Origin of the sequence: Streptococcus equinus ATCC 9812 (genome assembly GCF_000187265.1) — a bacterium.
Classification (GTDB): Bacteria; Bacillota; Bacilli; order Lactobacillales; family Streptococcaceae; genus Streptococcus; species Streptococcus equinus.
Window position 1 is genome coordinate 1,340,800 of record NZ_GL698429.1, and the last position, 20,702, is coordinate 1,361,501.

A 20,702-nucleotide genomic window follows, 5' to 3' on the forward strand; every position below is an offset into this window, starting at 1 on the left:
CGGAGTTGTCAATTAATGTTTACAAAATTTACAGGAGAGTAAATGTGAAATCAATTCTATTTGACCTCGATGGAACACTGGTAAATTCAAGTCCCGGCATCAAGGCAGCATTTAATTACGCTTTTGAAAAGTTACAATTACCTTCACAGACCGACAAACAACTGTCAACATTCATCGGTCCACCTTTAGAAGTCACTTTTGGGAATTATTTTGACCAAACCGATGACATTAATCACGCTATTAAAACGTTTAGAGACTATTATGGTACTAAAGGAATTCATCAAGTTTCGCTTTATGAAGGAATTTCTGATGTGCTAGAAGAGTTAAATCATTTAAACTATTCACTCTTTGTCACAACAAGTAAACATCAACCAATGGCAAGACAAATGTTAACAGACCTCGGTATCAATTCATATTTTGAAAAGGTCTACGGCTCTACACCTCAACACTTCCATAAGGCAGATGTTATTAAGGCTTGTCTGACAGAGCAAAAAATTCAAGCACATGAAGCTGTTATCGTTGGCGATACTAAATTCGATATGATTGGCGGTAAAAAAACTGGTGTTAGAAGAGTTGGAGTAACATGGGGCTTTGGTAGTCTAGAAAGCCTAAAAGAGCATGGAGCTGAGTCCATTTGCTATCAACCTGAAGATTTAAAAAAAGCACTATCATCTTTATAAGATGATTAGTGCTTTTTCTTTTTTGTTAATATCCCCAAGCTGATAAACCTTGAGTGTTGTAAACTGTAATAGCTGTTGCAATTTGGTCTTCAACAGTTGCCGTGGAACCCCAACCAGGCATTGTTTGGAATAAACCTGATGCACCTGATGCGTTAGCAACATTTGGGTCACCATTAGACTCACGTGCAATAATAGCTTCCCAAGTTGATTGAGGAACACCTGTAGCCGCAGCCATTTGAGCTGCTGCCGCTGAGCCAATTGCTCCTGCTGTATTGCCATTTGGTGCAACATATGAGCCTGTAGAAGATGCTACAGTCGTTACTGTGCTAGCTGTCATATCTACAGTAGAAGCTTCAACTGGGGCTTCCTCAACATATGCAACTTCAGTTTCTTGTACTTCCTCAGTAGATGATGATTCAGCTACTTCGCTCTCTTCTACTGAGCTTGAGCTGCTATTTTCTATAGAACTAGAGCTTTCTGATGATACTTCTGAACTTTCTGAAGTAGATTTAACAACTTTTGTTTCTGAACTAGTTGTGATTGTTTCTGCAAATGCCTCAATTTTTGGAGCCAGTGCGACAACCACTGTTGTCATTAAAATAGCACCTAAGACGCTGATAATTATTTTTCTAATTGCTTTATTATTGATTTTATTATACATAATAAATAAAATATATACCTCTCTAAACTCCTGTTTCCTATCATATAATCTGTTTATTACTCTGAGATTGAAAATATGTTAAAAATATTACAGAGATATTGAAATTCACTCCATTTTCACAATGAAAACGCTAATTTATCGAAAACAAATCAAAAAAATCGGAGAACATTCTCCGATTTTTTCATTCTAATACTGGTAATTCTATCTCTAAATCTTAGTACCAACCATTTGCATTCCAGAATGCAAGAGCTGCTGACCATGAACCGTAGCGTCCTGCAACGTATGAGTCTGCAACACGTTCTTGGTTTTCAGCTGACAGGTCACCGTTTAGGTATGACATTGTCAATTGGTAACGACCATAGTATTGACCGTTTTGAGCTGTGTAGCTACCGCTTGATTCGCGTTGAGCAATGATTTCTTTAGCTTGAGCATCTGAAGTACCCAAGTTTGATGCGTATGATGATGTAGTTGTTGTTTCAGCTGGTGCTGCGGCTACAGTTTCAGCTGAGTTAGCTGCTGGTGCAGCAGCTTCTGCAGAAGTTTCTACTGATGCTACAGTAGCTTCTGGATCTAGTTCTAAGATTTGACCTACAGTGATGACGTCAACGTCAGCAATTTGGTTTACTGAAGCCAATTTTTCAACTGTAGTGTTGTAAGTTACGGCAATTTTAGAAAGTGTATCACCTGATTGAACAGTGTATGAATCAGCGTTAGCAACTGTTGGGGCGATTAGTGCTACTGCTGCGGCTACACCGGCAAGACCAAGCTTAATTGAGTTAGAATTAGTTTTAAAAATATTTGTTTGCATTATATGCTCCTTTTTTGTTTCAAAATTAGTACAGGCTATATAATACAGACTTAATGTTACTCAGGCTTTAGACTTATATTAAAAATATTACAATTAGATTGATATAACATAAAGAAAACGCCTACAGATTAGGCGTTTTAGCTTTCTTTAAGATAAAATAAGAGAATTCCTAAAATTACAACAATCAAAATAGTCAAAGAATCTTTAAATCTCCATTGTAAAATTCGGTATTTTGTACGTCCATCTCCACCTTGATAGCCCCTTGCTTCCATCGCAAGTGCTAAAGCATCTGCACGTTTAAAGCTTGAAGCAAAGAGTGGAATTAGAATTGGAATAATAGATTTTACCTTCTGAATAAGATTTCCTTCACCAAAATCAACCCCACGCGCCTGTTGCGCCTTCATAATACGTGTTGTATCATCCATCAATGTTGGAACAAAACGCAAGCTTAATGACAACATCAAGCCGATTTCATGAGCTGGTACCTTAAATCGCACAAAAGGTTTTAAGAGAGATTCTACCCCATCAGCAAGGCTTAGAGGCGTCGTTGTAAGAGTCAATAGCGTTGAGAAGAAGATAATCAATACAAAACGCATGAAAATCAATACCGCTTGACTAAAACCATAGCTTGTAATTTTCAAGATTCCAAATTGGAAATAAGTTTCCCCACCTTGCGTAAAGAACATTTGGAATAAAGTTGTAAATAAAATAATACCAATCATCGGTCGAACGCCACGTAAGAAAAAGCTCAATTTAATCTTCGATAGAATAACAGCTACCAAAGTAAATGCAATCATCAAAAGATTGGTAACAAGGTTATTTGCCCAAAAAACAATAACAATATATAGAATCATCGCAAGTAACTTACTACGTGGGTCTAGGCGATGAATCAAGGAATCTCCAGGTATGTAACGACCAAGTATTAGTTTATCCATGTTTCACCACCTCAGCAAATTCTTCTATAGTAATTGGTAAACTTTCTAAATGCAACCCTCGTTTGACAAGCTTTTGAGCAAACTTTGTGATTTTAGGAACACCCAGTTGCTTACTTTCAAGGAAGTCTACATCTTGAAAGACCTCTTTTGGATAACCAGAACGAACTAATTGACCACCTTCAAGGACATTGACATAATCAGCATAATTAGCAACATCATCCATTAAATGTGTAACTAAAACAATTGTCATACCACTTTGATGCAATTCTTTAAATAACGTCATCAACTCACGGCGACCTTTTGGATCTAAACCTGCTGTCGGTTCATCTAAGACTAATACTTCTGGTTCCATAGCTAAAATACCAGCAATAGCAACTCGTCGCATCTGACCACCTGAAAGTTCAAAAGGATTTTTTTCAAAAAAATCTTCTTTAATTCCGACCATTGCAAGTTTTTCACGAGCAAGTTTTTCAGCATCTTCTAGAGAAACACCAAAATTTTGTGGTCCAAATGCAACATCTTTAAGAACCGTTTCTTCAAAAAGTTGACTTTCTGGAAATTGGAAGACAAGCCCCACTTTTTTACGAACAGGCTTAATCTCCTTGATTTTTGACTCAGCTGTAATTTTAATATCATCAACGATGACAGCACCTTCTGTTGGGATATTAAGCCCGTTTAGTAGCTGCATGATTGTTGATTTTCCTGAACCAGTATGTCCAATAAAAGCTGTATAAGAACCTTCTTTTATAGAAAGATTAATGTCAAAAAGGGCACGCCCTTCAAAAGGTGTCCCCGCTTGATATGTGTAATTTACACCTTCAAGAGTAATTCCCATAATTGATCTTCTAATTCCTTTTCCGTAAGATAATCCTCTGTAAATTCAAACCCTTTATCTTTTAAAGCAGAGATGAGATTAGCTGAAAAAGGAATATCAAGTCCTAATGTCAATAATTCTTCTCCTCTAGCAAAGAGTTCTCTTGGTGTTGAACTTGACTCAACTTTTCCTTTTTTCATGACTAAAACACGGTCGCTAAGCGCCACCTCATCCAAATCATGAGTAATAGAGATAACCGTCATATTATATTTATCACGAATCTCCTTGATCGTCTGAATTAATTCAATACGCCCTTCCGGATCTAACATACTTGTCGCTTCATCCAAAATAATAATGTTAGGACGCATAGCAATCGCCCCTGCAATCGCAACACGTTGTTTTTGTCCACCCGAAAGGCGAGAAGGCTCGCGGTTGGCAAAAGCAGACATACCAACAAGTTTGAGTGCTTCTTTAACACGTGCTTTCATTTCTTCTAAAGGAATTCCTTTATTTTCCAAACCAAAAGCTACGTCATCTTCGACTGTTGCACCAACAAATTGGTTATCCGGATTTTGAAAAACCATTCCTATTTTTTGACGAATGTTCCACACATTTTCTTCTGTTAATAGTTCACCTTCAACAAAGATTTGACCTGATTCAGCAGCTAACAACCCATCAATTAAGCGAACTGTAGTTGATTTTCCTGAACCATTATGGCCAATAATTGATAACCATTCTCCCTGTTTCACGTGAAACGATAAATCGTCTAAGGTATTATAATCTTGTTGATCAGTATATTTAAAAGTTAAATGCTTAACGTCAATACTATTTAATGTCATTTAAAAGTGTCCTTAAAGAGGAATCCCGCTCCTTTGAAGTAATCATATCCTGAATAGATAGTGAAAATCAAAGCAACATAAAGTAAGAGTGTTCCAATAAGTGAAAAATGGAAAAGCAAGAAAATAATAGAAAACATTTGAGTAAATGTTTTGATTTTACCAGGCATAGCTGCTGCTAAAACTGTTCCACCATTTTCAACAAGTAGTAAACGAAGCCCTGTTACAGCAAGTTCACGACAAATAATAATCGCTGCAATCCAAGCTGGAACCATTTTAAGCTCAACCAACATGATAAATGCAGTCATAACTAACATTTTGTCAGCCAATGGGTCTGCAAACTTCCCGAAATTTGTAACAACTTTCCATTTTCTAGCAAGATATCCATCCAAATAATCTGTAATACTTGCAAGTGCGAACACTACCGCCGCAACAGCGTGACCAGCAGTATTATTTGCAAAGCAAAGAATTAAAATAAATACTGGGATTAATACGATGCGTCCCAATGTTAACAAATTAGGAATATTTTCTTTTTTTGTAAAATCGACTTTCATTTTCCTACCTTATTGAATATTAATTGTAATATAACTTACTGTTGTGCTTGTCAAGGCTGACATATCAACTTCTTGACCATTAATTGAAACAGTGACTCCTTCTGTAACCCCTAAAGTAATTACAGATGTTTTAGCTCCAGCAACAAGTGCTGTTGAGAAGCTTGTAGTTCCTGCTGAAGAAAGAAGTGTTCCACCTTCACCAGTTTCTGAGTTACTTACAGAAACCCAGCTGCTATCAGCACCAGATAGTTTAATATCAACTGTCAAATTGTCTGTATCTGAAACGTTTGATACATTAACAGTCAAATTACTTCCGCTACCTTCAGTTTCCATTTTCAACCCTTTCTCTTCAGAAGAAGATTCGCTAGTTGAACTTTCTGAAGTTGATGAGCTGCTTTCTGATGAAGAACTATGAACAACAGAGTAGCTTGGTTTTGAATTATTATTACTATCAGTTTGAAGTTGACTCCAAGTCACAAATGTGACAAAAGCTAATATAGCAAGTGCAACCACACATAACATGACAATTGGAAGGTATGTAGTGTTTTTTTCAGCGCTCTTATAACGACTTGAGCGTGAACCAACACCAAATTCATCTTTATTTTCTACTTCTTGTTTTTGAACTGGCTTAACAGCTTGTTTATGACTTGGTACGATGGTAATTTTCTCATCTTCAGCAACTGCTGAACCTTTTTGAGTCTTGCCATTAATTAACTCTCGATAGCGCTTTAATAGCTTAGCCGAATCAGCATCAACCAAATCAGCATATTGAGTAAGATATTCCTCAACCTCATCTGCAGGAATCAGCTTAAATTTTTCTAATTCTAGTGCTAGAAGATGGGGCGATGGAATCGCTGTTTTTTCTTCGACTTCTTCTAGGGTCAAGTTTTTTGCAACTCGACCTTTTCTTAAGATCTCTCCGATTGTTTCTTCTCTCATACAAGGTTTCCTTTAACAAAAATATAATCAGATTTATTATAGCAAATTTTAGCCAGTATTTCGATTTTATTTTGGAAGGATTGTGAATTCTGTTGCATCTGATTTTGCAACAAATTCAGTTCCTATGTCCAATACTTCTTCAAAAGTTAAGGTAGCCAAAATTTTTGGAACAGCTAAATAAGTCTCCTCATCAGATAAATGATTGATAAATTGAGCAGATAAATTTTCAATGGAATCCAAACTCTTGAAAAAGTCACCATATAATTCCTTTTTGACAATTTCAAAATGTTCTTTCGATAAATCCTCTAAATTACTAGACTGCGCGACTTTCTCAAGATATTGTCGGAGGTTAGTCGCCATAGCAATTGGTGTTGGTGTATCTAGGGAAATAATCAAAAATTGGAAATTCTCATAAACTTCAACTTCAAAATCAAATGAATCATCGATTTGACCATTTTCATAAAGCTCCTGATAATGTTTTGATGTCCATCCTAAAATCATGGCAAAGAAAATCCTTAGAATCAATTCTTGTCGTAAAGTAGACATTCCTACAGATAAGGCTGGTCCTCTCAAACCAATTGCTAGTTTTGGTTGAACAACCTCCATCTGAACTGACTTTTGAGGCACTACAGGTTCATAGATTAATTTTTGACGTTCTAAGTGATGGGCATTCTTTACACTTTCTTTTTGAATGTCCTGAATTTGCTCAAAGATGACATCTTTATCAAAATTACCAACAACTAATAAAGCCATTTCTTGTGGCGAATAGAAAACTTCATGATTTTCTTTTAAGTCGTTAACAGAAATTTTAGCGACACTATCTTGAGTTCCTGCAATATCCTGAGCTAGCGCTGTTTTGGGATATAAATTCTCTAAAATACCTTGATATAATCGATAATCCGCATCATCCTGATACATATCAATTTCTTGTCCGATAATTGATTTTTCACGTTCAATTGACTCTTCTGTAAAGGCTGTATCTGATACAAAATGCTGCAATAAAGCTAGATTTTCACTTAAATTGTCTGTCGTTGAAAAATAAAAGCAAGTCTTATCAAAAGTTGTAAAGGCATTGCTGTTAGCACCTGCATTAGTGAATAATTCTGAAACATCTTGTCCATTTTCTAATTCAAATAATTTATGTTCTAAAAAGTGAGCAATTCCCTCTTCATAATTTCTAACCTTACCATTTTGTGTAAACTTATTGTCAAGCGATCCAAAATTGACCACCAACATTCCACAACTTTCTTGAAAATCATTTTTGGGAATCAAGTAAACTTTCATGCCATTATCTAGTATGGCAGTATAGAGATTTTCACCAATTTCAGAGAAAATTTTTTCAGTTAATATTGTCATTTACTTTCCCTCCAAAAAATATAAAGCTTGTAATCTAATTTTTCTTGTCAATTGAAGAATATCAGCTTTACTAACCTTGTTAATCTTGTCAATCATTTCGTCAATGTTATAGTGATTTTCCAAATACTGTCCATTATAGCAACGTTCAATCAAAACTTTTGGAGAATCTCCTGACAATCGCAAATTCACTATTAGCATCTTCTTAGTCTGCTTTAAAAGAGCTTCTGAAAAGTGTCCTGTCTTAATAATAGAAAATTGTTTATTAATCAACTGCATCGCCTTATTACGATTTTTTTGATCAATGCCAGCGTAAATATTCAGTAGACCTGTAAAAATATCAAAGTGGCTTCCGATAGTATATGCCAGCCCTTCTTTTTCACGAACTTCTGTAAACAAACGTGAATGGGCAAACCCACCAAAAAGTCCATTAAAAACAAGCAAAGCAAAATAATCTTTGTCACCATACCGTGTTGGAAAAGAATATCCCAACTGTAAAACTGACTGATTAACTTCTCTGCTTTCTAATTTTTCTTGAACAATATTGCCAAATTCTTGTTGGTAGTCAAATACTAAATCCTTGTGACGGTCTTCAAAAGGGAATTTATTAAACAGCTGCAACATACGATAATCATCAAATTCTCCTAATATGAAAATGTCCAGCTGATCTTCGCGAAGCATTTTCTGAAACTCTTGAAATGCTGTGTAAGAATTTTCAGCTGCTGCCAATTCTGCTGTACCATACTTTGAACTTTGAAAGGCTAGATTTTCAAAAAAGAGTTTTTTCAACCCTAATTCACTACTATAAAAACTGTCATCTTTATCAGCCTTCAAATAATTAATCAAATTAGTTTGTTCAAGTTCAAAAAGTTTGGATTGATACTGCTCAACAGTGACAAGCGGAGAAAAAAGAACCTGATACAAAAAATCAATGACTTCTTCTAAAAGATTTTCCTTAACCATTGTATAACGATTTTTCATAAATGATAATTCAATATCAACAATGTGAACTAGTCCCTTCGTTGACACTTTAGTTGATAAAGTGGCTCCGTATAAGCTTGCCAAGCGTTCTCTAAAGCGCTGAGCAGTCGGGTATTTGGCGTTAGCAGTTGCCAAAATTTGAGCCACTAAAACACGTCTTGCAACCGTTTTTTGATTAAAATCCCCAGAAAAACGAAAGGTAATGTGGTTCATCTTGAATTTTTCATTTTTAATTAAATGTAACTCAACACCATCAACTATTTTCATTACAAATTCCTTACTAATACACTTTATTAGCTAAAATTATACCACGTTTATGTTATAATTACTTGGATTACAAAATGGAGAAAACAATGGAATACAAATTATTTGATGACTATATTACTTTACAAGCTTTATTAAAGGAACTGGGCATTATCCAAAGTGGTGGTGCTATTAAAGGATACTTAGCAGAAACAACTGTCCTATTCAATGGTGAAGACGAAAAACGTCGTGGGAAAAAAATCCGCATTGATGATGTTGTAGCTATTCCAGAAGACAATATCACAATCAATATTATTGAACCAACAGCTAAAGAAAAAGAAGAACATCTTGAAGCTGTAGCTGAAAAAGCTCGTGTTGCTGCTATTGTCAAAGAGTTAAACGCTAAAAATAAAAAAGCTAAAAAGCAAAATCAACCTAAAAAACAAGCTAAACAAACGAAAGAACGTAAACCTATTCGTTTTCCAGGAACTTAATCATGTGGATTCAAAAAATAGCCTTAAAAAATTACCGTAATTATTTAAATAATGAACTTGAATTTTCCCCTGGACTCAATGTTTTTATTGGGAAAAATGCCCAAGGAAAAACTAATTTCTTAGAAGCTATTTATTTCTTATCTTTAACTCGCAGCCACCGTACACGTTTAGATAAAGAGCTGATTCATTTTCAAGAAAAAGAACTCCACGTCTCAGGTAATTTACAACGCTCAACTGGGGCAGTTCCTCTAGAAATCGACCTTTCAAGCAAAGGGCGTGTTACCAAAATCAATCACTTAAAACAAGCTAAATTATCTGATTACATTGGTGTAATGACTGTTGTTCTTTTTGCTCCCGAGGATTTGCAACTCATAAAAGGGGCACCAAGTCTTCGTCGCAAATTTATCGATATCGACCTTGGACAAATCAAGCCAGTTTATTTATCTGATTTATCAAATTACAACCATGTTCTTAAACAGCGTAATACCTACCTTAAAACGGCTGAAAAAGTCGATATTGACTTCCTAGCAGTACTTGATGAACAGCTAGCTGACTTTGGTAGCCGTGTTATGGAACACCGTCTAGATTTTATTGCTAATTTAGAAAAAGAAGCTGATTGCTACCACTATACCATTTCTGACGGCTTAGAACATTTGAAAATTCACTATTTATCATCCGTACCTTTTGATAAAAAATCTGATATCAAAGAACAATTTTTAAAGACTTTAGAAAGAAATCACAAACGTGATATTTTCAAAAAAAATACTGGTGCTGGTCCACACCGTGATGATTTAGAATTTTTCATCAATGATATGCCTGCTAATTTTGGGAGTCAAGGTCAGCATCGTAGCCTAATTTTATCTCTAAAAATGGCTGAAATTGAGCTCATCAAAAATGTTACGGGTGATTATCCGATTTTACTTCTCGACGATGTTATGAGTGAGTTAGATAATTACAGACAAACTGAGCTACTGAAAATGATTATCGCTAAAAATGTTCAGACTTTCATCACAACAACAAGTCTTGAACATTTATCACAACTCCCCAAAGAATTAAAAATTTTTACGGTTACCAAAGGACATATTCAAGAGAACTAAAAAAAGCTGGCTTAGCCAGCTTTTTATTTATGTTTACAAAATCATTGACATCACTGTCAACAAAGATTAATAAGATTTTACAATTCCTAGTAATACAGCTCCAAGAACAAAGCATGCAATGCCAATGACTAACCAACGCATTTCTTTACGTGTTTTAGTTTCACCTAAGAATAAGATACCACCCATGATTGAAATGATAACACCTAATTGTGAGAAACTAAAGGCAATTGCAAGACCAGCTTTTGCAGCAGCAAGAAGCATGAAGACATTACCAATCCCCCACATAAATCCAACGATAGCATTTTTAATAACAACTGTTTCAAATTTAACATTAAATTTCATGAAAACAACTGCTCCAAGAACCATACCAACAGCCATTGGGAAAATAACTGCCAAAGCATCAAAGTTCATGATATTGTTAAATAAGATAGTATAAGAAAGGTAACCAATTGTTGAATAAGTCAATGCACGGAAACCTTTACCAAAGTCAGTAAGAACACCTGATTCAATTTTTTCAGAATCACGTTTACTTGTGAAATAGAAACCGATAACCAACAGAAGCAAAGCTACAATACCTAGTGTGTATTGAATTGGTTTGCTCCATTCTCCAAATACAATTGCACCAATCAAGCTACCAAATACAAGTTGAGCACCACTTGATAGAGGGTTACCAACTGAAACCCCCATATATTGCATTGCACGGAATTGACCATTTTGTCCCATAGACCAAAGCATACCACCGATAATTCCGACAACCCAAAGTGTAACTGACATTTCTGGTTGAACAAACAACCATACAACAAAGGCAAATACAAGTGCCCCAAGAGTCATTCCTAATGTTTGTTGATCTGGTTTACCTCCAATTTTATTGCTGACAAACCCGATACTTCCCCATGCAACCATGGGAATCAATGCAAATAAAATACCCTGCATTTTTTCTCCTTTACGATATGTTTTACAGATTAGTAAACGTTGTTTACATTGGTGTAAATATATAAATTAGTCGTTCGCTTTTATGAAAACGCTTTTTCAGAAAAGTAAAAGAAAATTCCATGTTTTTGGCGAACATAGTTAAATATTCTAACATATTCTATAGCATTTTGTAAAGGCCTTCTTACAAAAAAATTCTGACAGCGTGTCGCCATCAGAATTTATATCTATTACTTATAAGATATTATTTTACAGAGTAGTTAGGAGCTTCATTCGTAATTTGAACATCGTGTGGGTGGCTTTCTACCAAACCTGCACCTGACATTTCAACGAATTGTGCTTTTTCATGAAGAGCTAGAATGTTTTCTGCTCCAACGTATCCCATACCTGAACGGATACCACCGATCATTTGGAAGACGATATCGGAAACAGCACCTTTATAAGCTACACGACCTTCAATTCCTTCTGGAACAAGTTTGTTAGCTTCATTAACTGAACCTTGAAAGTAACGGTCGCTTGAACCTTTCTTCATAGCTGCAATTGATCCCATACCACGGTATGTTTTGAATTTACGTCCTTGGAAGATTTCAGTTTCACCTGGAGCTTCATCAGTACCAGCAAACATAGAACCAAGCATTACAGCATTACCACCGGCTGCCAAAGCTTTAACGATATCACCTGAATATTTGATACCACCGTCAGCGATGATTGTTTTACCATATTCACGCGCAACTTGTGCTGCATCATAAATAGCTGTAATTTGAGGGACACCAACACCTGCAACAACACGTGTTGTACAGATTGAACCAGGACCGATTCCGACTTTAACAACATCAACACCTGCTTCATAAAGAGCACGTGCTCCTTCTGCAGTAGCAACGTTACCAGCAATCAATGTACGTTCTGGGAAGTGTTGACGAATTTCAGCGATTTTACGTAGAACACCTGCTGAGTGACCGTGAGCAGTATCAATAACAATTGCATCTGCACCAGCTTCAAAGAGTGCTTCAGCACGTTCAAATGTATCAGATGTAACACCAACAGCACCCGCAACTAAAAGACGACCAAATTCATCTTTAGCAGCATTAGGGAATTCAATAACTTTTTCAATATCTTTGATAGTGATGAGACCTGACAAACGTCCAGCTTCATCAACCAAAGGTAATTTTTCAATACGGTGTTCGTGAAGGATGCATTCTGCAGTTTCTAGGTCGGTTCCAACAGGAGCTGTTACCAATTTTTCACTTGTCATATGTGCAGAAATTGGAGCGTGATAATCTGAGATAAAACGCATATCACGGTTTGTGATAATCCCCACCAATTTACGATTTTCAAGAGTTTCAACAATTGGAACACCACTGATGCGGTAGCGTTGCATCAATTCTTCAGCTTCTGAAACAGAGTGTTTTGGTGTTAAGAAGAAAGGATCAATAATAACACCATTTTCAGAGCGTTTTACTTTACGAATTTCTTCAGCTTGATCTTGGATTGACATGTTTTTGTGAACAACACCAAGACCACCAGCACGTGCAATCGCAATTGCCATTCGACTGTCAGTAACAGTGTCCATAGCCGCTGTTACGATAGGAATGTTCAATGTCAAATTTTTTGCAAGTTTTGTTTGCATGTTAACTTCATTTGGAAGAACATGACTTTCAGCAGGAATGAGTAGTACGTCATCAAAAGTGTAACCTTTTTTCAAAAATTTAGTGTCCCAATTTGACATTAAATAAACCCTCTTTTCTATATATCTGTAGGGGATTTTTAACCCTAGCTAATTTTTTATTGTTATTATAATAACATGCCAAAATCATTTGTCAATAAATTAAATTCAATTTTTTCCAAAAATTCTCTTCTATATTAGACTGATTATTTTTGTAATTCTCATTTAAAACACATGTTTTATAGTTCTAAAAAAACTCCGAAGTAATCACCTCGGAGCTCTGTGTATTTTAGAAGTAGTTAATTCCCATAGCTGCTTTTACTTCAGCAAGTGTTTGTCCTGCAACTTCACGCGCAGCTTCACTTCCTTTTTCAAGCATACGGAAAACTTCACCCATATCTTTAGCGTATTCTAAACGACGTTCACGAATTGGTGCTAATTCGCGTTCAAGAATTTCAAGAAGGTAACGTTTTGTTTTCACATCGCCAAGACCACCACGTTGGTAGTGTTCTTTCATAGCAGCAATATCTGCTTGATCTTCTTCACGTCCGAAGACGTCAAGATAATGGAAGACCATATTTCCTTCGATTTGACCTGGATCTTCAACGCGAATGTGGTTAGGGTCAGTATACATGCTCATAACTTTTTTACGAACTGTATCAGCATCATCAGATAAGTAGATACCATTACCAAGTGATTTAGACATTTTGGCATTACCATCTAAACCTGGCAAACGACCAGCTGCTTCGTTTTCAGGGAAAATTCCTTCTGGTTCAACCAAGACATCAGTTTTATAAGTATGATTGAAACTACGAACGATTTCACGTGTTTGTTCAATCATTGGTTTTTGGTCATTTCCGACTGGCACATAATTAGCTTTGAAGGCTGTGATATCTGCAGCTTGTGAAATTGGATAAACCAAAAATCCTGTTGGGATTGAGCTTCCAAATCCTTTTTGTGCAATTTCCGTCTTAACTGTAGGATTGCGTTCCAAACGTGACAATGAAACAAGGTTCATGTAGTACATTGTCAATTCAGCTAATTCAGGGATTTGACTTTGAATGAAAATTGTTGATTTAGCTGGGTCAAGACCTACTGAAAGATAATCAAGTGCAACATTTCCTACTGATTCTCTAATAATTTCAGATTCTTTAGCATGGTCTGTCAAAGCTTGTTGGTCAGCCAAGAAAACAAACATGTCATATTTATCTTCATTTTGTAGAAGAACACGATTTTTCAAACTTCCAACATAGTGTCCCAAGTGCAATTTACCCGTTGGACGGTCACCTGTTAAAATAATTGGTTTTGCCATTTTATCACCTCAATAATTAATTCAAATAAAAACGCCTCACATAGTTTAACTACGTGAGGGCGTTATCGATACGCGGTACCACCTCAATTAATAGACTTATCTATCATCTCTTTACCACTATATAAACATTTACACAATCAATGCAAAGATTATTTCGTTTTTTATCATCAGCCCATTCATGTAAGGTTACTACTGATTCTCAGCACCATCAGCTCTCTAAAAGTACACGTTTACATTACTATTCTGAATCCTCTTCATTTTATGAAATTATACCTCCTTTGTCAAGTTCAGACCCTATCTCACAGGGTAGATTTTGGATATTCACTATTTCGGTATATTTATACAATTTCATTTTTAATTTTATTAGAAAGATTAAAATTTGATTTAGGGCATTATCCCAAAAAATCTTGACGATATGGTGCTTCTTTGCCATAATATAATCGTTTGTTATTAAGAAGAGGATTAATATGAAGAAAAAACTTATTGATTTTGGACTCGTAACTGCCGGGTCTTTTATTGCTGCTGTTGGTTTTAACTGCTTCTTCCTTGAAAACCACATCGCCTCTGGTGGGGTGGTCGGAATTGCTGTCAGTTTGAAGGCTTTACTTGGGTGGAATCCGGGTAACTTTGTCATGATGACCAACTTTCCATTATTGATTTCATGCTGGCTTTTCTTGGGAAAAGAAACATTTTTTAAAACAATTTACGGGTCATGGATTTACTCTATCTTCATCAAATTAACTGAAGACCTCCCAAATCTTACCCATAATCCACTACTTGCTGCTCTTTTTGGAGCTGTTATTTGTGGTTTTGGTCTAGGAGTTGTTTTCTGGGGAAATTCTTCAACTGGTGGAACAGGGATTATCACCCAAATTCTCCATAAATACACACCACTGCCTTTAGCAGTCGCAATGACTATCGTTGATGGCTGTAGTGTAGCTATGGGATTTCTAGCCTTCGACGTCGATACTGTTATGTACTCTATTATTGCTTTATTGGTCATTGGATATGTCGTTAACAGCATGCAAATCGGTGTTACATCGTCTCGTAACCTTATGATTATTTCTCCGAAAAATGATTTAATTAAAAATTATATTTCTATGGAAGCTGACCGTGGTGTAACAGAGATTCCTGTGACTGGTGGCTTCTCAGGCGAGCAACAAACAATGCTGATGACAACTGTCTCACGTCAAGAAGTTCCTCGTTTAGAAAAAAATATTCAAAAAATCGACGAAGCAGCCTTTATCGTTGTCATGCCTGCCACACAAGTTATGGGACGTGGTTTCAGCCTTAAAAAATACTACAAGCTTAACGAAAAAGATGCTATCTTACCAATGTAACTGAAATGTAACTCAAAGCCCCCTCTCTCTAATTGAAAATTGGGGATTTTTCATGTACAATGAGCTTATAGATAAATATTATGAGGTGAAAAATTGCTTACAGTTTCTGATGTATCACTACGTTTCAGCGATAGAAAACTGTTTGATGAGGTTAACATCAACTTTACAGCTGGAAATACCTATGGTTTAATCGGTGCCAACGGTGCAGGAAAATCTACATTTTTAAAAATCTTGGCAGGAGATATTGAACCAACAACAGGTCATGTTTCCCTTGGACCAGACGAACGTCTATCAGTTCTTCGTCAAAATCACTTTGACTATGAAGAAGAACGTGCGATTGACGTTGTTATCATGGGAAATGAGCGCCTATATAACATTATGAAAGAAAAAGACGCTATCTACATGAAACCTGATTTTTCAGATGAAGATGGTGTCCGCGCAGCAGAATTAGAAAGTGAATTTGCTGAGCTTGGCGGTTGGGAAGCCGAAAGTGAAGCTTCACAATTGCTCCAAAACCTTAATATCCCTGAAGACCTTCACTACCAAAACATGAGTGAACTTGCTAACGGTGACAAAGTGAAAGTTCTCCTTGCCAAAGCTCTTTTTGGTAAACCAGATGTTCTTCTTCTTGACGAACCAACCAACGGTCTTGACATCCAATCAATCACTTGGTTAGAAGATTTCTTGATTGACTTTGAAAACACTGTTATCGTTGTTTCCCATGACCGTCACTTCTTGAACAAAGTATGTACACACATGGCTGACCTTGATTTTGGTAAAATCAAACTCTACGTTGGTAACTACGACTTCTGGAAACAATCTTCTGAACTTGCTGCCCGCTTGCAAGCTGACCGTAACGCCAAAGCAGAAGAAAAAATCAAAGAATTGCAAGAATTCGTTGCTCGTTTCTCTGCCAACGCTTCTAAATCAAAACAAGCGACTTCTCGTAAGAAAATGCTTGATAAAATCGAACTTGAAGAAATTGTGCCATCAAGTCGTAAATATCCATTCATCAACTTCAAAGCTGAACGTGAACTTGGTAAAGATTTGCTAACAGTCGAAAACTTATCTGTCAAAATCGATGGGGAAACAGTTCTTGACAATATCAGCTTTATCCTACGTCCAGGTGATAAGACAGCATTTATCGGACAAAACGATATTCAAACAACAGCTCTTATCCGCGCTTTGATGGACGACATCGAATACGAAGGAACAATCAAATGGGGTGTAACTACTAGCCGTTCTTACCTTCCAAAAGATAACTCGCGTGATTTTGCATCTGGTGAATCAATCCTTGAATGGCTTCGCCAATTTGCTTCTAAAGAAGAAGACGATAATACTTTCCTTCGTGGTTTCCTAGGACGCATGCTTTTCTCTGGAGATGAAGTTAACAAATCAGTTAGCGTTCTTTCAGGGGGAGAAAAAGTGCGCGTGATGCTTTCTAAATTGATGCTTCTTAAATCAAACGTTCTTGTCCTTGATGATCCAACTAACCACTTAGACTTGGAATCAATCTCAAGCTTAAACGATGGTCTGAAAGATTTCAAAGAATCAATCATCTTTGCTAGTCACGACCATGAATTTATTCAAACTCTTGCTAACCACATCGTAGTTATCTCTAAAAATGGAGTTATCGACCGTATCGATGAAACTTACGATGAATTTCTTGAAAATGAAGAAGTTCAAGCAAAAGTTAAAGAACTTTGGAAAGATTAATCATTTTGTCATAGCTTGCTATGACGGCTACAATATTTTATAGAAAAGAAACAGGTTGGGATTTTTATCTCAACCTGTCTTACTAACATTATGACATTTAAATCATTTAAACTAACCAAAAACAAACTTTACTACGCAGCTGCTTTTTGTCTACCATTGTTTATCTTATTTTTTGCTCTGTTAGCTAAAAATATTACCTTCAACAGTGAGACAACCATTTTAGCCAGTGATGGTTTTCACCAATATGTTATTTTTGCTGAAAATCTCCGAAATATTTTACACGGCTCAGATAGCATTTTCTACACTTTTACAAGTGGACTTGGGCTCAATTTTTACGCTCTAATAAGCTACTATCTCGGAAGTTTCTTCTCGCCTTTAGTCTACTTTTTCAGCTTAAGAACTATGCCTGATGCCATATATCTTTTTACGCTATTAAAAGTTGCTTGTATGGGGCTATCTTGCTTTTATAGCTTGCGAAAACTTTATCCAAAAGTATTAGAATCATTCACTATCATCTTATCAACGTCATATGCTTTGATGAGTTTCGCCATTAGTCAAATTGAAATCAATATGTGGCTTGACGTCTTTATCCTCTTGCCACTTATTATTCTTGGTCTTAATCGTTTAATATTTCAAAAGAGATTCATTCTCTACTACGTTAGCTTAACCATTCTTTTCATCCAAAATTACTACTTTGGATTTATGGTAGCCATTTTCCTCACCTTGTATTTTCTTGTTCAATTAAGCAAAAATACAACCTGGAAAGATATTGGACGTCAATTCATCGACTTTACCGTCGTGTCAATCTTAGTAGGTCTATCTAGCTGTATCATGCTATTACCAACCTATTTAGACCTTTCAACGCATGGCGAAAAATTTTCTAGCTTTACAGAATGGTTTACAGACAGTTCTTGGTGCTTTGATTTATTTGCTAAGAACTTTGTCGGTGCTTATGACACCACCAAGTTTGGCTCTATTCCTATGATTTATGTAGGAATCTTTCCACTTATTCTTGCCCTTATCTTCTTTACAATCAAGTCAATCAAATGGCAAACACGCGTAGCATACGGACTAATGTTGTTACTAATTATTGCTAGCTTTTATCTCGAGCCCCTTGATTTGATGTGGCAAGGAATGCACTCACCAAATATGTTTCTTCATCGCTACTCATGGACTTTCTCTATCTTGGTTATCCTTCTTGCAGCTGAAACATTATCGCATCTGAAAGAGCTAGAAACCAGACACTATCTTACTGGACTTATCCCGCTTGCTGTTGGTTTCTTGGCTAGCGCAGTGTTAAAAAATCACTATGATTTCTTAGAAACTCCTCAAATTGTTATTACATTTTCTTTCTTAACCGCCTACGCTATTATCCTACTTAGCCATGCTAAGCAATATTTGACCTTTAATTTTGTTGTAGGCTTTACACTTATCTTTACACTCTTTGAAATTTCCCTTAATACTTATTACCAAATTAATGCTTTAAACATTGAATGGGTATTCCCATCTCGCCAAAGCTATGCTCATAATTTAACAGATATCGAAAAACTCGTTCAAAATACCAAGGAGCTAAATACAACATTCTACCGTACTGACGAATTACTACCACAAACAGGAAACGATAGCATGAAGTATAACTACAATGGTATTTCGCAGTTCTCATCTATTCGTAATACAATATCTAGCAGCACATTAGACCGACTGGGATTTAAATCAACTGGAACTAATCTAAATCTCCGTTACCAAAATAATACTTTGCTAATGGACAGTCTATTTGCAGTAAAATACAATCTTTCAGAAACAGATGTCAATAAATTTGGCTATAGTTGTGTTGATACTTCTGATAACATGTCACTATACGAAAATCAATATGCTTGCCAACTAGCTCTTCTGACAAATGGTCTTTACAAGGATGTTGACTTCAGTGTCAACACACTTGACAATCAAACCAATTTAATCAATAACATCACAGGACTTTCTGAAAATTACTTTACACGTCTAGCATCCCAGCTAACAAGTGGCGCAAGTAATTTAAACGGTCGTATAACAACAAATAACGGCGATGAATTAAGTGCTCACGCTAATTACAGCCTTACAGTAACTGGAAACACCCAACTTTATGTTAGCGTGCCAAATATTACCTTTGCTAACGAAAATAGCCAAAAAGTTCAAATTACTGTGAATGGTAAAAGCACAGAATATACTACTGATAATGCCTACACATTCTTTAATCTTGGTTACTTTAAAGACCCACAAACATTGCAAATTAGCTTTATATTCCCTGAAAATACTCAGGTATCATTCAATCAGCCAAACTTTTATGCACTTGATTTGACTAGCTACCAAAAAGCTATAGATGTTATCAATAGCCAGCCTGTCTCAGTTACCACTGATAAAAATGCCGTAACAGCGGCTTATACTGCAACAAAAGATTCATCACTGTTATTTACCATTCCCTATGACAAAGGATGGACAGCTACTCAAAATGGCAAAAAGCTATCATTATCTAGAGCTCAGAATGGCTTTATGAAAGTTAATGTAAAAGCTGGAAAAGGCAAAGTAACGTTAACCTATCTTCCAATAGGATTTAAGCAAGGAGTAATCCTATCGCTTAGTGGTGTTATTCTATTTATGATCTACCATACTATAAGAAAACGAAAAAAGTAATTAAACATCAAACATCCCTCTGTTAATAAGTTGACAGTGGGATGTTTCTTTCTTTAGTGACTAACAAAAAAGGCAGACCATAATTGTCTGACCTTACCTAAATTAATTTGAAAAGCTTGATTCTTTTGTTTATCTGAGCAATAAAAAATCCTAAGTAAAACTTAGGAAGGTGTCTTATCACTCCGGCAGTAGGACTCGAACCTACGACATCATGATTAACAGTCATGCGCTACTACCAACTGAGCTATGCCGGATAAAGAAAAAAAACTGCTAAGCAGTAGTTTTATAGTCCGTACGGGATTCGAACCCGTGTTACCGCCGTGAAAAGGCGGTGTCTTAACCCCTTGACCAACGGACCAGAAGTTTTAGGATTTCCCCTCAACACTCTTATTATTATAGCAGAAATTTTCGGTTTGTCTATAGTTTTTTTCAATTTTTTTACTTTTTTTTTGAAGTTTTTTTGCACTAAAATATCGCCGAAAAATTCAAATAATTTTAACGTTCCAAAAATCCCTAAATAACAGGCTTTTTGAGATACTCTTATAGTAAATATAAAGTAGTTGTTTACTAGTAAAAAGATGATATTTCGTTTACTACTTTTTTTCTTTTGATAAATTGTAAAATAAAGTGCAACAAAAAAACTCATAGCCCCTCAATCGTGTAAACTATAAGTAACCAC

18 protein-coding genes, 2 tRNA genes and 1 other annotated feature are annotated in these 20,702 nt (G+C 35.9%); of the genes, 6 read left to right on the forward strand and 14 right to left on the reverse strand.

What is annotated here, in order from left to right:
* The first annotated feature begins 44 nt into the window (after positions 1-44).
* Positions 45-680: an HAD hydrolase-like protein gene (locus tag HMPREF0819_RS06400; RefSeq protein WP_004233651.1), complete on the forward strand. Its 636-nt coding sequence runs from the start codon at positions 45-47 to the stop codon at positions 678-680.
* A 25-nt stretch (positions 681-705) separates the two neighbouring features.
* Here the strand turns inward: HMPREF0819_RS06400 and HMPREF0819_RS06405 are convergent, their stop codons facing one another.
* The 9 genes from HMPREF0819_RS06405 to yfmF all read right to left on the reverse strand — a co-directional run bounded on the left by HMPREF0819_RS06405 (position 706) and on the right by yfmF (position 8,828).
* Positions 706-1,341 (reverse strand): transglycosylase SLT domain-containing protein, encoded by a 636-nt coding sequence (locus HMPREF0819_RS06405; protein ID WP_004233653.1) that lies wholly within the window; start codon positions 1,339-1,341, stop codon positions 706-708.
* A 214-nt stretch (positions 1,342-1,555) separates the two neighbouring features.
* Complete coding sequence (gene apf, locus HMPREF0819_RS06410; protein WP_004233655.1) at positions 1,556-2,149, reverse strand: aggregation-promoting factor; 594 nt, start codon at positions 2,147-2,149, stop codon at positions 1,556-1,558.
* 137 nt (positions 2,150-2,286) lie between these two features.
* On the reverse strand, positions 2,287-3,084 hold the full coding sequence (locus tag HMPREF0819_RS06415; protein WP_004233657.1) for an energy-coupling factor transporter transmembrane component T family protein: 798 nt from the start codon (positions 3,082-3,084) through the stop codon (positions 2,287-2,289).
* Positions 3,077-3,919 carry an energy-coupling factor ABC transporter ATP-binding protein gene (locus HMPREF0819_RS06420; protein ID WP_004233659.1) on the reverse strand — a complete coding sequence of 281 codons (843 nt, stop codon included), beginning with the start codon at positions 3,917-3,919 and terminating at the stop codon, positions 3,077-3,079. The genes HMPREF0819_RS06415 and HMPREF0819_RS06420 overlap by 8 nt, the downstream gene beginning before the upstream one ends.
* Positions 3,895-4,737 carry an energy-coupling factor ABC transporter ATP-binding protein gene (locus HMPREF0819_RS06425; protein ID WP_004233661.1) on the reverse strand — a complete coding sequence of 281 codons (843 nt, stop codon included), beginning with the start codon at positions 4,735-4,737 and terminating at the stop codon, positions 3,895-3,897. Before HMPREF0819_RS06425 ends, HMPREF0819_RS06420 begins: the two co-directional genes overlap by 25 nt.
* Complete coding sequence (pgsA, locus tag HMPREF0819_RS06430) at positions 4,734-5,288, reverse strand: CDP-diacylglycerol--glycerol-3-phosphate 3-phosphatidyltransferase (RefSeq protein ID WP_004233663.1); 555 nt, start codon at positions 5,286-5,288, stop codon at positions 4,734-4,736. Before pgsA ends, HMPREF0819_RS06425 begins: the two co-directional genes overlap by 4 nt.
* Before the next feature lie 9 nt (positions 5,289-5,297).
* Entirely contained in the window at positions 5,298-6,227 is a 930-nt protein-coding gene (locus tag HMPREF0819_RS06435; RefSeq protein ID WP_004233665.1) for a helix-turn-helix domain-containing protein, read from the reverse strand.
* A gap of 66 nt (positions 6,228-6,293) precedes the next feature.
* Positions 6,294-7,583 (reverse strand): EF-P 5-aminopentanol modification-associated protein YfmH, encoded by a 1,290-nt coding sequence (yfmH, locus tag HMPREF0819_RS06440; protein WP_004233667.1) that lies wholly within the window; start codon positions 7,581-7,583, stop codon positions 6,294-6,296.
* Positions 7,584-8,828, reverse strand: a complete 1,245-nt coding sequence (gene yfmF, locus HMPREF0819_RS06445) for an EF-P 5-aminopentanol modification-associated protein YfmF (RefSeq protein ID WP_004233669.1) — start codon at positions 8,826-8,828, stop codon at positions 7,584-7,586.
* 86 nt (positions 8,829-8,914) lie between these two features.
* Here yfmF and yaaA point away from each other — a divergent pair, with 86 nt between their 5' ends.
* Together yaaA and recF are read left to right on the forward strand one after the other, a co-directional pair.
* On the forward strand, positions 8,915-9,298 hold the full coding sequence (gene yaaA, locus HMPREF0819_RS06450; protein ID WP_044023392.1) for a S4 domain-containing protein YaaA: 384 nt from the start codon (positions 8,915-8,917) through the stop codon (positions 9,296-9,298).
* Positions 9,299-9,300: 2 nt separating this feature from the next.
* Positions 9,301-10,395 (forward strand): DNA replication/repair protein RecF, encoded by a 1,095-nt coding sequence (gene recF / locus HMPREF0819_RS06455; protein ID WP_004233673.1) that lies wholly within the window; start codon positions 9,301-9,303, stop codon positions 10,393-10,395.
* Positions 10,396-10,461: 66 nt separating this feature from the next.
* Here the strand turns inward: recF and HMPREF0819_RS06460 are convergent, their stop codons facing one another.
* From HMPREF0819_RS06460 to trpS, 3 genes are all read right to left on the reverse strand, one after another.
* On the reverse strand, positions 10,462-11,328 hold the full coding sequence (locus tag HMPREF0819_RS06460) for a GRP family sugar transporter (RefSeq protein ID WP_004233674.1): 867 nt from the start codon (positions 11,326-11,328) through the stop codon (positions 10,462-10,464).
* Positions 11,329-11,569: 241 nt separating this feature from the next.
* A complete protein-coding gene (gene guaB / locus HMPREF0819_RS06465; protein WP_004233675.1) occupies positions 11,570-13,051 on the reverse strand; it encodes an IMP dehydrogenase in 1,482 nt (493 codons plus the stop codon).
* Between the two features lie 226 nt (positions 13,052-13,277).
* Positions 13,278-14,300, reverse strand: a complete 1,023-nt coding sequence (gene trpS / locus HMPREF0819_RS06470; RefSeq protein WP_004233676.1) for a tryptophan--tRNA ligase — start codon at positions 14,298-14,300, stop codon at positions 13,278-13,280.
* A 52-nt stretch (positions 14,301-14,352) separates the two neighbouring features.
* Positions 14,353-14,561, reverse strand: a binding site (T-box leader).
* Positions 14,562-14,767: 206 nt separating this feature from the next.
* Here trpS and HMPREF0819_RS06475 point away from each other — a divergent pair.
* From HMPREF0819_RS06475 to HMPREF0819_RS06485, 3 genes are all read left to right on the forward strand, one after another.
* Positions 14,768-15,640, forward strand: coding sequence for a YitT family protein (locus tag HMPREF0819_RS06475; protein WP_004233678.1), 873 nt, complete (start codon positions 14,768-14,770; stop codon positions 15,638-15,640).
* A gap of 93 nt (positions 15,641-15,733) precedes the next feature.
* A complete protein-coding gene (locus tag HMPREF0819_RS06480) occupies positions 15,734-17,356 on the forward strand; it encodes an ATP-binding cassette domain-containing protein (protein WP_004233679.1) in 1,623 nt (540 codons plus the stop codon).
* A 90-nt stretch (positions 17,357-17,446) separates the two neighbouring features.
* A complete protein-coding gene (locus HMPREF0819_RS06485) occupies positions 17,447-20,023 on the forward strand; it encodes a YfhO family protein (protein WP_004233680.1) in 2,577 nt (858 codons plus the stop codon).
* Between the two features lie 180 nt (positions 20,024-20,203).
* Here the strand turns inward: HMPREF0819_RS06485 and HMPREF0819_RS06490 are convergent.
* Both HMPREF0819_RS06490 and HMPREF0819_RS06495 read right to left on the reverse strand, forming a co-directional pair.
* A tRNA-Asn gene (locus tag HMPREF0819_RS06490) sits at positions 20,204-20,277 on the reverse strand.
* A 32-nt stretch (positions 20,278-20,309) separates the two neighbouring features.
* Positions 20,310-20,381 (reverse strand) — tRNA-Glu (locus tag HMPREF0819_RS06495).
* Positions 20,382-20,702: the final 321 nt, after the last annotated feature.

Coding starts and splice junctions, on each gene's coding strand:
- HMPREF0819_RS06420 (WP_004233659.1), bottom strand. CDS start 3,919: ATGGGAATTACTCTTGAAGGTGTAAATTACACATATCAAGCGGGGACA.
- HMPREF0819_RS06435 (WP_004233665.1), bottom strand. CDS start 6,227: ATGAGAGAAGAAACAATCGGAGAGATCTTAAGAAAAGGTCGAGTTGCA.
- HMPREF0819_RS06415 (WP_004233657.1), bottom strand. CDS start 3,084: ATGGATAAACTAATACTTGGTCGTTACATACCTGGAGATTCCTTGATT.
- HMPREF0819_RS06425 (WP_004233661.1), bottom strand. CDS start 4,737: ATGACATTAAATAGTATTGACGTTAAGCATTTAACTTTTAAATATACT.
- yfmH (WP_004233667.1), bottom strand. CDS start 7,583: ATGACAATATTAACTGAAAAAATTTTCTCTGAAATTGGTGAAAATCTC.
- yfmF (WP_004233669.1), bottom strand. CDS start 8,828: ATGAAAATAGTTGATGGTGTTGAGTTACATTTAATTAAAAATGAAAAA.
- trpS (WP_004233676.1), bottom strand. CDS start 14,300: ATGGCAAAACCAATTATTTTAACAGGTGACCGTCCAACGGGTAAATTG.
- apf (WP_004233655.1), bottom strand. CDS start 2,149: ATGCAAACAAATATTTTTAAAACTAATTCTAACTCAATTAAGCTTGGT.
- pgsA (WP_004233663.1), bottom strand. CDS start 5,288: ATGAAAGTCGATTTTACAAAAAAAGAAAATATTCCTAATTTGTTAACA.
- HMPREF0819_RS06485 (WP_004233680.1), top strand. CDS start 17,447: ATGACATTTAAATCATTTAAACTAACCAAAAACAAACTTTACTACGCA.
- HMPREF0819_RS06405 (WP_004233653.1), bottom strand. CDS start 1,341: ATGTATAATAAAATCAATAATAAAGCAATTAGAAAAATAATTATCAGC.
- HMPREF0819_RS06460 (WP_004233674.1), bottom strand. CDS start 11,328: ATGCAGGGTATTTTATTTGCATTGATTCCCATGGTTGCATGGGGAAGT.
- recF (WP_004233673.1), top strand. CDS start 9,301: ATGTGGATTCAAAAAATAGCCTTAAAAAATTACCGTAATTATTTAAAT.
- HMPREF0819_RS06475 (WP_004233678.1), top strand. CDS start 14,768: ATGAAGAAAAAACTTATTGATTTTGGACTCGTAACTGCCGGGTCTTTT.
- guaB (WP_004233675.1), bottom strand. CDS start 13,051: ATGTCAAATTGGGACACTAAATTTTTGAAAAAAGGTTACACTTTTGAT.
- yaaA (WP_044023392.1), top strand. CDS start 8,915: ATGGAATACAAATTATTTGATGACTATATTACTTTACAAGCTTTATTA.